The following is a 14862-nucleotide window of genomic DNA, read 5'->3' on the forward strand; positions in this document are numbered from 1 at the left end:
GAACTTTTATATGAAATTGAATTATAAATCATTGTTATTCCTCTTCTTCGCTTTTGCGATGGTGGGAGTGTTTTCAAGCTGTTCGGGAGATGAGGATCTCCCGAACGGTGGGAAGCCTATGATCAGCTACATTCGGGTAACCAGGCCATCAGCATCTGACTCGCTGCTGGCAAAGGCAGGGCAGGGTGCCATGATCGCCATCATTGGTGAGAACCTGCAGGATGCCCGCGAGATCTGGTTTAACGACCTGCAGGGGTCGCTTTCCCCAACCTTTATCACCAATACCTCTATTATCACCCGCGTACCAACAGATATTCCAACGGACATCACCAACCAGATAAAGCTTGTCTTCGCCAACGGAGATTCGCTGATGCATGACTTTGTGGTAGATATTCATGAGCCGGAGATTACGGGTATGTTAAGTGAGTATGTGAACACAGGGGAAGTGGCAACCATCATGGGCAACTACTTCTATGAGCCGGCTACCGTCATGTTCACTGGCGGCGTTGAAGGTACTATTGTAGACATAAAGGATGATGCGATACAGGTTACTGTACCCGAAGGCGCCGAACCTGGTCCGATTACGGTTACGACCAACTTTGGCGAGACAAAATCGGGCTTCTGGTTCCGCGATAACCGCAACATCATTGCCAGCTTCGATGAATCTACTTCCGGCTTTTGGACTGGTGCCGACTACGTCAAAACCACTGATGCGGATATCAAGCCTATCAACGGCAAGTTCCTTCGCTTCAATAAAAACCTGAATGCATACCCTTATGCTGAATTCTGGGTGGCCCCTACTGCAAGCGATGTAACAAAAGAGACCAAAAATATCCCGCAGGCAGCTTTTGCTAACCCAGGAGACTATGTACTGAAGTTTGAGATCAACACACTGGCTCCTTTAACCGGTGCTGAGATGCACATGTACATGGGCAACAACATGAGTGCTGAAAGAAACGACATCTACTATAACTGGAAACCAAATGTGAGCACCGGTGGAAAGTGGGAGACGGTGAGCATTCCTTTCAAGGACTTCCTAGCGGGCAACCACGATTTTGCCTACAACCCGGCCGGTTATGGCGTGTCGTTCATTTTCCATGGGCCACTTCCTGTAAACACCAACTTCGCGATGGATAACATGCGCGTGGTACCTAAAACAGCTAAATAAAAATTATTTAAGAGATATAAACATGAGAAATTTCTATAACCTGAAGCTACTCCTGCTGTTGTGCCTGGTGTTATCGTTTGGCATTTTGGTGTCGTGTAACGATGACGATGATGCTACGCCGAACACAGGACAGGTAGAACTGCTTAGCTTTGGCCCAACGGGTGTGCAGCACGGCGAGGAAATCCGCTTCATAGGCCACAACCTGAACAAAGTAGAGGCTGTGGAGCTGGCGGGCGTAACCGTGAACAAGGCCGATTTTATTGAGCAAACCTCAGACCTGATCCGCATGATTGTGCCCCAGGAAGCCATGGAAGGCAAAGTAACGCTGGATGTGACAGGCGGGGAGAAGGTAATCTCTAAAACGGTGCTGAGCTTTAATGTGCCTATCACCATTACCTCCATGACCGAAAAAGCCAAGCCAGGCACTAATATTACGCTGACTGGTACCAAGCTTACTTGGGTAGAAGGAGTGGTATTCGGCCAGGATACAGTTGATACCTTTGTAAACCAGACACCGACTGAGCTGGTGCTGCAGGTGCCAATGACGGCGAAGACCGGCACACTGCTTATACTTGGCGGCGGCACTGACCCGGTAGCCGTGGAAACGGAAAACGAGCTGGAAGTAGTCCTGCCGCAAGCAACTTCCATGTCACCAAACCCGATTAACAACGGTGCAAACCTGACGATAAAAGGGACTGACCTGGACCTGGTGAAGGAAATACATTTCACAGGCGTGGGCGATGCAATAGCAACTACTTTTGTAAGCCAGACGCCAACGCAGATTGTGGTGAAGGTGCCGGATAATGCCTCAATGGGAAAACTGACACTGGTGGCACTGTCTGGAGTGGAAGTAACCACAGACGAAGACCTGACACTGGTGCTGCCTGCCGTAACGGCCTTGGCTCCTAACCCCGTAAAGCACGGCGACAACCTGACGATTACAGGTACCAATCTAAACTTGGTTGACAAAATTACTTTTGTAGGTGTTGGCGAAGCCGTAGCAACGAAGTTTGTAAGTAAGTCTGCTAACCAGATTGTAGTGACAGTGCCCGATAATGCATCGAAGGGAGTGCTGAAGTTGACAGCACATTCTGGTGTGCAGGTTACAAGCAGTCTGGAGCTGAACATTATCCTGCCTGCGATCACTTCGCTTTCTCCGGCACCGGTAGATCCGGGTCAAAACCTGACCATCAGTGGGACAAACCTGGACCTGGTGAAAAGCATTGCATTCCAGGGCGGCGCAGTAGCCAGTACGTTTGTAAGCCAATCGGCTAATCAAATTGTGGTAAAGGTGCCAATGGATGCCAAAAAAGGAGCCCTGACGCTAACTACCGTAAAAGATTACGTGGTGGCGACAGACGCTAAAGTGTCAATTATCTTACCTGAAATTACCAGCGTAACACCAGAGCCTGTTATTGCCGGAAACTATCTGACGATAAGCGGTAGTGAGCTGGACCAGGTAAAATCAATTGTATTTACCGGCGGCGCTACCGTATCATCTTTTGTAGCGCAAAACGCGAAGCAGCTAGTGCTGCTGGTGCCTGCTGATGCTGAAACTGGCGTGCTGTCGCTTATTACAAAGTCAGGTTTTACGGTGAAGACAGATAAGCAGGCAAAAATTGGAACAGCAGGACCGGACATTACAGAGTACATTTACCAGGATGCCCTTAGCAATAAGTGGGAGAAGTGGGGCGGCTGGGGTACAACGGCTCAAGTAATGGATGACACCACTAACGTAAACAACGGCTCCAATGCTATCAAAATAGAATATAACGATGGCTACGGTGCTTTGCAACTGCACCCTAAAAGTGCAAATGTATTGCAGGGCTATTCTACGCTTGTGCTGTACGTGCGTGGCGGAGCAAGCGACAGCCGTGTTGCCATACAGGTGAAGAACGCCGCAGGCGCTTCACTGGCTGATGTGCCGTTTGATGTAAAGGCTGGAGAGTATAAGCTGATCGAAATTCCCATTAGTTCCTTGGGAGACGTATCAGGCGGTCTGGCGGAGTTATACATCAAGAACTATGGTACTAACCCGAACACGATCTACGTGGATGATTTCGGATTGCGGTAGCCATACTTACTGACAAACTAAAAAGGAAGGGTAACAGCCCTTCCTTTTTAGTTTAATACCTGGCCTGCTTTACATTTCGGTACTTTACATGCATTGGTTGATTCACCGCAAGGCATCTTTTCTTTCTACTTATTTTTAGGATGATACATTTTTACAGACAACTTTGCTTACTGCTTATACTTCTGATCCCGGCGCAAGTTTTTGCCCAGAAGTATGAGGCGGAGAACGCTACGCTTGCCGAAGGTGCAGCAAAGCAGGCGTGTGGTACCTGCTCCGGCGGCTATTACGTGGCGCAGAGCGAGGGTAGCCTCACCTTTGATGTCACGCTTCCGGAAGCAGGTTTTTACAACATCTACATACAGGTAGCTGCTCCTGGTGGCGATAAGGTAAACACATTTGAGATTGGCGGAAATACGCTGGACTTTTCGGTGAAGAAATGTGACCAGTATAGCATGTTACAGCTGGTGAGTGCACAAAAGCTGCCGGCTGGCAAGCTGCAGGCGAAGATCACCAAGTCCTGGGGGTGGATCAACATCGACTACATCACGTTTGAAAAAGTAAAAGACGCCGACCGGTTTAAGCTGAACCAGACCCTGGTAACGCCGGACCCCACAAAAGAGGCAAAGGCCCTGTACAACTTCCTGCTGGATAACTATGGCGACAAGATCATCTCCGGCGTGATGACGCTCAACAGCTTTGACGAGTCAAACTGGCTGAAGGAAAAGACTGGCAAAGAACCTGCTTTACTGGGGATCGACTTCATGCACACCGGCAGGGGGTATACCTGGTACAATGACAAAACGCCCATAAACGATGCCAAAACCTGGTACAGCCGCAACGGCATACCGGCTATGATGTGGCACTGGCGCGACCCGTCCCGCACCACAGAAGAGTTTTACACTAAGAATCAATCAAAGCCCGACGGCACCTCCTTCGATATCTCCAAAGTCTCTGACCCGAGCTCAGCGGAATACAAAGCCATGCTCGCCGACATTGACTACACAGCGGGTCTGTTGAAAGAACTGCAGGACCAGCATGTGCCGGTGATCTGGCGACCCTTGCATGAAGCGGCGGGTGGCTGGTTCTGGTGGGGAGCGAAAGGACCGGAGCCGTTAAAAGCCCTGTGGCACCTGATGTACGACCGTATGGTAAACTATCATGGGCTGCACAACCTGATCTGGGTTTGGACGCGCGAGCCCAATGATGATGCCTGGTATCCAGGGGATGCATACGTGGACATTGTAGGACGCGACTTGTATAAAGACGGTGATCACAGCTCGCAAACGCTGGAGTTCAGCGATATGAATAACCGCTATGGCGGCAAAAAGATGCTTACGCTGAGCGAAACAGGTTCTTTCCCGGATGTAGAGAACCTGGTGCAGGACGGGGCGGCCTGGTCGTGGTACATGCCCTGGTACGGAGGCTACACCGAAGATAGCAAGTATAACGCGCTTAACTTGTGGAAAAAGATGTTTGCCAGCGAGTATGTGATTACGCTGGATGAAATGCCGGACCTGAGCAATTATGAAAGGCAGGATACGGCTACTACACCTTCGGTGCCAACTGGCTTGTGGGGCAGCAAAGCGGAGAGACCAGCTTTTATAGTATACCCAACGGTGGTAACGGACAACATCGTTATCAGCGGTGAGCGCCCAATGGCAGAAGTGGCGGTATACGATGTGCAAGGGAAAATAGTGAAGCAGCAAAAAGTAAGCGGCACAAAAGGTATAATTTCCTTTGCTGGCCTGGCAGCCGGGGTATACATGGTGAAGGTAGATCAAAAAAGGGCTGTGGTGAAAGTAGTAAAGAAATAGGCGCAGAACTTATCTGAGCTAAAATCCGGCAGGTAAAGCTGATGGAAGTTAACACAACAGCTCAAAGCTGCAGCGCTTCTGTGTTTAACCCATAAATATAAATGCCTCAGTATCAATATACATGGCAGTTGCCCGAATTAATTTATTTCATTCTATGAAGAACCACTACTTTGCTTTTTTACTATTGCTTGTTTGTTGTTTCGAAGGCACTAAAAGTAGCGCTCAAACACCTGGCAGCTACGTTTGGCAAAACGTGCAGATACAGGGCGGCGGCTTTGTATCGGGACTCATCTTTAATCCGGCTGAAAAAGACCTGCTCTACGCCCGGACAGACGTGGGAGGCGCCTACCGGTGGGATGCCGCGACCAGTACCTGGATACCTTTAACAGACCAGTTAGGAAGAAGCGAACAGGATAATACAGGGGTGCTCAGTCTGGCCACTGATCCGACAGACCCGAACCGGGTATACCTGGCCACCGGCCTCTACACGCAATCCTGGGCCGGACCAGGCGCCATACTTGCCTCTACTGATAAAGGCAGTACCTGGACGAAAACAGAACTACCCATTAAACTCGGGGGCAACGAAGATGGCCGCTCTACCGGCGAGCGCCTGCAGGTAGACCCCAACCTGGGTAGCAAATTATACCTAGGGACCAGCACCGACGGCCTCTGGCAAAGCACGAACTATGGTGCCAGCTGGAGCAAAGTCACTTCCTTTCCAGTTGCCACGTCGCCGATAGGTTCCGGCGGAATTTCGTTTGTGCTGTTCGATCAGGCGAGCGGCACGGCAGGAGCAGCTACTCTAACAATTTATGCGGGGGTATTACAGACTGGCACTAACCTGTACAGGAGCACTGATGGCGGGGAGACATGGCAGACCGTGCCCGGACAACCAACTGGCAACATGCCGCACCATGCAACGCAGGCAGCGGATGGCACCCTGTACCTGACCTACGCCAATGGGCCCGGCCCAAATAATGTCACGGCCGGGGCAGTATGGAAGCTCAACACAAGCACCGGTAACTGGACCAACATCAGCCCACCGGAAGGGCAGGGCGGTTTTGCCGGGCTGGCGCTTGATCCGCAGCATCCCGGCACCTTACTTGTCTCGACGCTGGACCGCTGGTGGCCGGGTGATGAAGTATACCGCAGCACAGATGACGGCACTACCTGGAAACCTATACTTGCTTCTGCAACCTGGGACTATTCACTGGCACCATATGCGGCCACTTCCAAGCCGCACTGGATTGGCGATATTGCCTTCGACCCTTTTAATCCGAACAGCGCCTGGTTTATAACGGGGTATGGCGTGTTTCAGACCCGGAACCTGCTTGCTTCAGATGAAAACAAGCCAGTAACATGGACTTTCCAAAACAAGGGGCTGGAGGAGACGGTGCCATTGGAGCTGCTAAGTCCATCTGCGGGAGCGCACTTGGTTAGCGCGCTAGGCGATATAGATGGCTTTGTGCACGACAGCCTGGGTGTTTCCCCTGCTGCTGGTCGCTTGGCGCCGTCGTATGGCACGAACAACAGCATCGACTTTGCCGCCAAGGTTCCTGCTTTTATGGTGCGCACCTACAACAGCGCCTCGGGTAAGTACGGCGCCTATTCCGCTGATGGCGGCCGCACCTGGACAGCTTTTGGTAGCGCGCCGGCCGACACGAACGGCGGCGGTAGCATCGCTGTTACAGCTGATGGCAAGACGGTGATCTGGTCACCAAACGGAGCTGCCGGAATCTTTTACTCTGCAGACAACGGAACTACCTGGAAAAGTGCAGCGGGCGTAGCAAAAGGCGATTTGAAGCCGGAGACTGATCGGGTGAACGCCAAAAAAGTATACTTGTATGATGCCGAAGATGGCAAAGTGCTGGTCAGTAAAGATGGCGGTGCGTCATTTGCAGCAGGTGCCGGCGGTATGAAATCGGTGCCAAGCTGGCAAACCTGGGCGGCCTCTGTGAAGGCGGTGCCTGGAGTAGAAGGGGAACTGTGGCTGACAAATCCGGGCGCGGGGCTGTTTCGCTCCGTGGATGCAGGGAGCAGCTTTGTAAAGGTGGCCAATGTGCAGGAGGCAGTAAAAACAGGCTTCGGAAAGGCAGCGCCGGGCAGCACGCATCCGGCCGTATACATTGCCGGAAAGGTGAACAATGAGGCAGGGTACTTCCGGTCTGATGACGCTGGCGCTACCTGGATGCGCATCAACGATGAGCAGCACCAGTTTGGAGGCGTAAACGATATCACAGGTGATCCGCGCGTGTATGGCCGCCTGTATGTGGCCACCTCCGGCCGCGGCATTGTGTACGGCGACCGCTACGACTGTAATAGCGTGTTAGGCGGCGCAGCTTACATAGATAAATGTAACACGTGCGTAGGCGGAAACACTGGCAAAACCGATTGTGCTGTGACCGGGCTGGAGGACAACTTGGTGGTGACATTTACTTACTGGCCAAACCCCTTCACCATGGCCCTACAGGTGAGGTCTGAGGTGCCTTTCAGCTATCGGATCATAAGTATAACAGGGGCTGAACTAACAGCAGGAACGAGCAGCGGCCGCTGCACACTGGGGCAGCAACTGGCCAAAGGCATTTATACTTTGATCATCACTACCAGCAAAGGGAGCCGCGCTGTTAAAATAGTGAAATATTAAGTATAAGCTTGTACAATAATCAGAAATCCCAAGTATAAGATGCAACTTTTCAGTGCGTAAAATCCTTTTAAGAGCACAACGGCAGGCCAAGTAAGCGCTCCTGAGATCAATGCTACAGTGCTGATTTCATTTCGTTAAACTCGGCTAATTGCATGAAATCAGCAGGTAAAGCTTGTTTTTGGCAGTTAGCGCCTAATTACTTACTTTTAAGAGTAAAATAATCTGAAAAATGCAGTCCATTAAATCTGGTTTCCTGGTGCTGTGCATAGGGCTAAGTACTATTTTCCTGCCTGGTTGTAAAAACGACAAGGCAAAAGAAGATAAAAGTGCCGCCACTGTAACAGACACGCCGCCTGCCAACACCCTTTTCCGCCTGCTACCCGCCTCCGAGACCAACGTGTCGTTCAGCAATACGCTAAAGGAGAATCCCTACGGCAACATCCTCATGTACCAGTACTTCTATAACGGAGGGGGCGTAGCTGTGGGCGATGTGAACAACGACGGTCTGGACGATTTATACTTCTCCGGCAACATGGTAGACAACCGGTTATACCTGAACAAGGGCAATATGCGCTTTGAGGATGTGACGCTACCTGCCGGAGTGGCTGGCAGAGCCAACACCTGGAAAACCGGCGTGACAATGGCCGATGTGAACGGCGATGGCAAGCTGGACCTGTACGTGTGCTATTCAGGCAATATGCCGGCCATGGCACGGGTCAACCAGCTTTTCATTAACATGGGGGCCGACTCGGCTGGCGTGCCTAAGTTTGAAGAGCAGGCGCAGCAGTTTGGCCTGGCAGACGCTTCTTTCAGTACCAGCGCCAGCTTCTTCGATTACGACCAGGACAATGACCTGGATATGTTCCTGCTCAACCACAATCCCATCCAGTTCAACAACCTGGATGATATGGCCTACCAGCAGATCTTGCGGCAAAAAGAGCCGAACATGCGCGTTAAGCTGTTCCGCAACGACAAAGGGCATTTTACGGATGTGTCGGATCAGGCAGGTCTGGCCGGTTCGCCGCTCACCTACGGGCTGGGGGCAGGCATAGCCGACATGAACGGCGATGGCCGTCCTGATATTTACATTTCCAGCGATTACTCTGCCCCGGATTACCTGTACATCAACAATGGCGATGGCACCTTTACTGACAAGCTGCAGCAAAGTATAGGGCATACTTCTTTGTACTCGATGGGCAATGAGGTCTCGGACATCAACAACGATGGCCTGCCGGACATTTTTGCGCTGGACATGTTGCCCGAAGACAATCGCCGCCAGAAACTGCTCTTTTCTCCCGACAACTACGAACGCTTTAACATGTATTTGCGGGCAGGATTATACTACCAGTACATGCGCAATATGCTGCATGTAAATAATGGCGACGGTACCTTTAGCGAGGTGGGGCAGCTCACGGGCATCTCCAATACCGACTGGAGCTGGGCGCCGCTGTTTGCTGATTATGACAACGATGGCTGGAAAGACCTGTTCGTGAGCAATGGTTTTCTGCGCGATTTCACCAACATGGACTTCACCAAGTATGAAAGCTCGTTCTTCAAAAGCGGAAACGTGAATGAGAAAAGCATCCTGGCTGTAGTGAACAAGATCCCATCCTCCAATGTCAAAAACTACATCTTCCGAAATAACGGCAACCTGAGTTTCAGCAATAAAGGCGCCGACTGGGGCATCAACACACCCTCTAACAGCAACGGAGCCGCTTACGCCGACCTGGACAATGACGGCGACCTGGACCTGGTGATCAACAACATAAACAAGGAAGCTTTCATCTACCAGAACCAGGCAAATACGTTACAAGGCAACCACTACCTGCAGCTGAAGCTGGCCGGAGCAGGGCAGAATACACAGGGAGTCGGGGCCAAAGTAACGCTCTACCGCAACGGACAGCAGCAGTACCAGGAGCAGATGCCCGCGCGCGGCTATGAGTCTAGTGTGTCGCCAGTGCTGCACTTCGGACTGGGCAGCGAAGCAGGTATAGATTCACTACGCATTGTATGGCAGAGCGGCAAAAAGCAGGTGCTGCGCGATATAAAGGCTGACCAGGTGCTGACGCTGCAGGAAAAAGAAGCAACCGGCAAGTATAAATTTCCGAAAGCTACGCAGCCTGTGCTGGAAGAGGTACCATCGCCGGTGAAATATACGCAGCAGCAGCAAAGTTTTACAAACGATTTTAAGCGCCAGCCGCTGCTGGTAAACCCCGTGTCGTTTGCCGGCCCTTGCATGGTGAAAGCCGATGTGAACAGCGACGGGCTGGAAGATGTGTTTGTTGGTGGCAGCAGAGGGCAGGCAGCCGTGCTGTATTTACAGCAGCCAAATAAAAGCTTTGTACAGAAAGAACTACCGGCTTTTGAAGCAGATAAAAACAGCGAAGATACGGATGCCCTCTTCTTTGACGCCAACAAAGATGGGAAAATGGATTTATACGTGAGCAGCGGCGGCTATGGCGAGTTTATGCCACAAGATGCCCTGCTGCAGGACCGCTTATACTTAGGGGATGGCAAAGGCAACTTTACCAAACAGGCAGATGCCCTGCCAAAAATGCTCACCAGCACCAGTTGCGCGCGCGCAGCCGATGTGAACGGCGACGGTTTTGAGGACCTGTTTGTGGGCAGCCGCGTGATACCGGGCCGCTACCCCGAAGCACCCGAAAGCTATTTGCTGTTAAACGATGGAAAGGGCAACTTTAAAGACATGACCGCCGCAGTAGCTCCGCAGCTGCAAAAGTTAGGCTTGGTAACAGATGCCGCCTGGTATGATCTGGATGGAGACCGGCAGCAGGAGCTGATTGTAATAGGCGAGTGGATGCCGATCACGGTTTTCAAAAACGCTAATGGGAAACTCAGTGATAAGACCAGTTCATACTTCGACAAAAAATACAGCGGCTGGTGGAATAAGCTGCTCGTGGGTGATTTCAACAAGGATGGAAAGCCGGACCTGTTGGTGGGCAACATGGGGATAAACGCGCAGATAAAAGCCTCTGCCAAAGAGCCCGCCGAACTTTACTACAAAGATTTCGACGACAACGGCTCGGTAGATCCCATCCTGTGTAGCTATATTCAGGGCAAGAGCTATCCGTATGTTACGCGCGACGAGTTGCTGGACCAGATCAGCATGACACGCACACGCTTTGCCAATTACGAAGCATACGCCGATGCCACTCTACACGATATCTTTACGCCGCAGGAACTGAAAGGGGCCGGTCATTTGTCTGCTAACTACCTGAAGACGGCTTACTTTACGGGTGGTGCAGGCGGCAAATTCAAAGAGCAGGTGCTGCCGGTAGAGGCGCAGTTCTCACCAGTGTACGCCATCCAAAGTATAGACTATAACCACGATGGCCGCCCCGACTTGCTGCTGTGCGGCAACATCAAACAGGCCCGTCTCCGCTTCGGCAAGTATGACGCTAACTACGGCGTGCTGCTGCAGGGCGATGATAAGGGCGGTTTCACGTACGTGCCGCAGAACAAATCAGGGCTGCACCTGAAAGGCGATGTGCGCAGCATCGTGCAGGTAAACAACACGCTGCTATTCGGCATCAACCAAGGCGACGTGAAAGCTTATAAAATGAGAAAGCCATGAGAAAGCTGTTATGCATAGTATTTGCTGTCGTGGCGTTGGCGGCCTGCCAGAAGCAGGAGCCGGCACAGCCACAGTTCAGCAGCGAAGCCATTAGCCAGGTAACGGCAGAGATGACTGACCTGATGGTAAACGATGTGACCAACCCGCCTTTGGCTGCCCGCTTTTTTGCCTATGCCTGCCTGGCCGGCTACGAGGTGGTGGCGCAAAACGATAGTGCCTACCAAAGTATGCACAGCGCCTTAAACCAGTTTCCGGTAATAGAGAAACCAGCGGTATCCAACTACTCCTACCAGCTGAGCGCTTTGCTGGCCATGATGGAAACGGCTAAAAAGATGCAACCTTCCGGCACGCTGATGGAAACCTACGAGCAACATTTTCTGGATTCCTGCCGCACCAGTGGTATGGATGCGGAACTGGTGAACAACTCCCTCCGTTACGCGCAAAGTATCAGCAAGCAGGTGCTGGCTTACGCCAAAGCCGACAAGTATAACCAGATCAGCAACTATCCGCGCTATACCCCAAAAGAAGGGGATGGCAACTGGTATCCTACGCCACCGGGCTACTTTCCGCCGGTAGAGCCCTACTTTAACACCATCCGCTCCTTTACTCTGGACTCCTGCTCGCAGTTTAAACCGGTGCCGCCTGTGGCTTTTTCCACAAACAAAAGCTCCGAATTTTACAGGTTGATGCAGCAGGTGTATGAAGAAGGGAAGAACATGCCCGAAGAGCACCACCAGATTGCCGCCTTCTGGGACTGCAACCCCTTTGCCCTGCAGGATAAGGGACACCTGATGGTGGGCATGAAAAAGATCTCGCCCGGAGCGCACTGGATGGGCATCACAGGCATTGCCTGCAAGCAGGCCAACAAGAGTTTTGCAGCCGCCATGCAGATTAATACGACTGTGGCGGTGGCGCTGATGGACGGCTTTATCTGCTGCTGGGACGAGAAGTTCCGAAGCAACCGCATCCGTCCGGAAACAGCCATCCGCAAGTACATGGACCCTACCTGGAAACCGATGCTGCAAACCCCGCCTTTTCCGGAATACCTGAGCGGGCATTCTACCGTTTCAGCAGCTTCAGCAGTGGTATTAACGCACTTTTTGGGAGATAATTTTCACTTTACAGATACCGTGGAAGAGCGCTATGGCCTAAAAGCGCGTCAGTTCACCTCTTTTCACCAGGCGGCGCAGGAGGCTGCAATCTCCCGCATGTATGGCGGCATCCACTACAAAGATGCCATCGACAATGGGTTGGAGCAGGGCTTCCGGGTAGGTGCGCTGGTCCTGCAGAAAGTAGAGAAGGTGCCGGCTGTAACCAACGTAGCAGTAGCCGGAAAGTAAGAGCATTAAGCAAGTATAAAGTAAGATAAGAGACGCAGAATGTTGCGTCTCTTTTTTTGTGCAGGTATAACCAACTGGCGCGGGTGTTAATCTGTGATAAAGTATAACGTGAGCCTCCAGACTGGCATGTGCCAATTGCTGAAGTATATGTGCGAAACAAGTATAGGCAGAGACTTCATCTGTATGAGAGGTAAAAGCAATCCTACCGCCAGATAGTCCAGTTATACTTACTTAAACATATCCTGGAAACGTTTGAAACACTCCTGAATTTGTTGGTTTTAACCCGCGGGGCCCACATCAGAAACATTTGATACCTGCCGTTGCTGCGCTGAATGCCTATCTTCGCCTACTACTAAAAATAATGCGGTATGCAGACTTTATACAAGGCGCTTGGAGGGTTGTTGCTTTGCGCTTCGGCTTTGGGCGCACAGGCACAAACCACAACGCAGCAGCCGGCGCAGGAACAGATACGCCTGAACCAGCTCGGTTTTTACCCAAATGCGCCCAAAGTGGCTGTGGTGGTGGGGGAGAACAAAGGTGGTAAGTTTTACATCAAAACGGCCGATGGCTCCAAAACCGTTTATACCGGGCAGCTAACGGACACCAAAAAGGCAGAGCTGTCAGGCAGGCCCACCCGGATAGCAGACTTCAGCCGTTTTACCAAACCCGGCACCTATGTGCTTGAGGTTCCGGCATTGGGTAGTTCTTATACTTTTGAGATTGAGCCGGATGTGCACCGGAAACTGGCTGCTGCTGCCATCAAAGGTTTTTACTACCAGCGCATGTCCACGGACCTGCCGGAGAAGTATGCGGGCAAGTGGCACCGTGCTGCCGGACACCCCGACAATCACGTACTGGTACACCCTTCTGCCGCTTCGGCAGAGCGGCCTGCCGGCACCATCATCGCGGCGCCACGCGGCTGGTATGATGCCGGCGATTATAACAAGTATATTGTGAACAGCGGCATCAGTACGGGCACCCTGCTGTCGGCTTACGAGGATTTTCCGCAGTATTACAAAGCGCAGCAGCTGAACATCCCTGAAAGCAGCAATGCCGTGCCTGACCTGCTGGATGAGGTGCTGTGGAACCTGCGCTGGATGCTGGCCATGCAGGACCCCAACGATGGCGGCGTTTACAACAAACTAACCAACCCGGCCTTCGATGGCATGGTGATGCCCGACAAAGCCACCAATGCACGCTACGTAGTACAAAAAGGCACAGCCGCCACCCTCGACTTTGCCGCAGTTACGGCGCAGGCCAGCCGCATCTTCCGCAACTATGAAAAAGAGCTGCCGGGGCTGGCCGACTCGTGCTTAACTGCTGCTACCAAAGCCTGGGCCTGGGCGCAGAAGAACCCGAACATGGTCTACGACCAGGACGCCATCAACAAACAGTATGAGCCGAAGATAACAACTGGGGGATACGGGGATAGGGATTTCAGCGATGAGTTTATCTGGGCAGCGGCGGAGTTATATACTACCACCAAAAATGACAGCTACTACAAGGCAGTGAACATGTTGCCAGATAACAAGATGCCGTTGCCTTCGTGGCCACAGGTACGACTGCTGGGCTACTATACCCTGCTGCGGAACAGCAACAACCTGACAGCAGCGGCAAAAAAAGATATTCCTGAAATCAAGAAGCGCATGGTGAACTTTGCCGATGAACTGATAGCGGGCACGTCCACGCGCGCTTACAGAACGGTGATGGGCAAATCAGCCAGCGATTACATCTGGGGAAGCAGCTCCGTGGCGGCGAACGAAGGCATCGTGCTGCTAGAGGCTTACCAACTGACCGGTGAGAAGAAGTATGCCGAGGCAGCTCTTTCCAACCTGGATTACCTGCTGGGCCGCAATGCCGTAGGGTATTCGTTTGTGACTGGCTACGGCGACAAAGCCACCATGCACCCGCACCACCGGCCTTCTATAGCCGATGGCATAGCGGAGCCGGTGCCAGGGCTGCTGTCGGGGGGCACCAATGCTCGCGCCAACCAGCAGGACCATTGCCCGGGCTACAACACCTCCGCATCCCCAGATGAGATGTACCTGGACTCGGACTGTGCTTATGCCGCCAATGAAATTGCCATTAACTGGAATGCGCCGCTGGTATACTTAGCGGGCGCTCTGGAGGCCTTGCAGCAGAAAGCCGGCTTTTCAGGACCTGTGAAATAGTGACAGCAAGTATGGGTCGGCCATACTTGCTGCTGTAAATTGCTTGAAGTATCAAC

7 protein-coding genes are annotated in these 14862 nt (G+C 52.1%); all 7 read left to right on the top strand.

Translation table 11 applies throughout. The features are described 5' to 3' along the window. The first annotated feature begins 10 nt into the window (after window positions 1-10). Window positions 11-1168 (top strand): glycan-binding surface protein, encoded by a 1158-nt coding sequence (locus ABDW72_RS09955; RefSeq protein WP_347158401.1) that lies wholly within the window; start codon window positions 11-13, stop codon window positions 1166-1168. 22 nt (window positions 1169-1190) lie between these two features. Then, window positions 1191-3242, top strand: coding sequence for an IPT/TIG domain-containing protein (locus tag ABDW72_RS09960; RefSeq protein ID WP_347158402.1), 2052 nt, complete (start codon window positions 1191-1193; stop codon window positions 3240-3242). A gap of 140 nt (window positions 3243-3382) precedes the next feature. After that, entirely contained in the window at window positions 3383-5056 is a 1674-nt protein-coding gene (locus ABDW72_RS09965; protein ID WP_347158403.1) for a glycosyl hydrolase, read from the top strand. A gap of 154 nt (window positions 5057-5210) precedes the next feature. Further along, the gene (locus ABDW72_RS09970; protein WP_347158404.1) at window positions 5211-7700 is read left to right on the top strand and encodes a xyloglucanase; all 2490 of its coding nucleotides are present in this window, start codon (window positions 5211-5213) and stop codon (window positions 7698-7700) included. A 229-nt stretch (window positions 7701-7929) separates the two neighbouring features. Beyond that, entirely contained in the window at window positions 7930-11295 is a 3366-nt protein-coding gene (locus tag ABDW72_RS09975; RefSeq protein WP_347158405.1) for a VCBS repeat-containing protein, read from the top strand. Then, complete coding sequence (locus ABDW72_RS09980) at window positions 11292-12635, top strand: vanadium-dependent haloperoxidase (RefSeq protein ID WP_347158406.1); 1344 nt, start codon at window positions 11292-11294, stop codon at window positions 12633-12635. Before ABDW72_RS09975 ends, ABDW72_RS09980 begins: the two co-directional genes overlap by 4 nt. A 368-nt stretch (window positions 12636-13003) precedes the next feature. Continuing rightward, on the top strand, window positions 13004-14806 hold the full coding sequence (locus tag ABDW72_RS09985; protein ID WP_347158407.1) for a glycoside hydrolase family 9 protein: 1803 nt from the start codon (window positions 13004-13006) through the stop codon (window positions 14804-14806). Window positions 14807-14862: the final 56 nt, after the last annotated feature.

This window comes from Pontibacter chitinilyticus, from assembly GCF_039748935.1.
GTDB classification, from domain to species: Bacteria; Bacteroidota; Bacteroidia; order Cytophagales; family Hymenobacteraceae; genus Pontibacter; species Pontibacter chitinilyticus.

Excerpts from the sequence above, each read along its gene's own strand:
- ABDW72_RS09960 (WP_347158402.1), top strand. The coding sequence starts at position 1,191 with ATGAGAAATTTCTATAACCTGAAGCTACTCCTGCTGTTGTGCCTGGTG.
- ABDW72_RS09980 (WP_347158406.1), top strand. The coding sequence starts at position 11,292 with ATGAGAAAGCTGTTATGCATAGTATTTGCTGTCGTGGCGTTGGCGGCC.
- ABDW72_RS09985 (WP_347158407.1), top strand. The coding sequence starts at position 13,004 with ATGCAGACTTTATACAAGGCGCTTGGAGGGTTGTTGCTTTGCGCTTCG.
- ABDW72_RS09965 (WP_347158403.1), top strand. The coding sequence starts at position 3,383 with ATGATACATTTTTACAGACAACTTTGCTTACTGCTTATACTTCTGATC.
- ABDW72_RS09955 (WP_347158401.1), top strand. The coding sequence starts at position 11 with ATGAAATTGAATTATAAATCATTGTTATTCCTCTTCTTCGCTTTTGCG.
- ABDW72_RS09970 (WP_347158404.1), top strand. The coding sequence starts at position 5,211 with ATGAAGAACCACTACTTTGCTTTTTTACTATTGCTTGTTTGTTGTTTC.
- ABDW72_RS09975 (WP_347158405.1), top strand. The coding sequence starts at position 7,930 with ATGCAGTCCATTAAATCTGGTTTCCTGGTGCTGTGCATAGGGCTAAGT.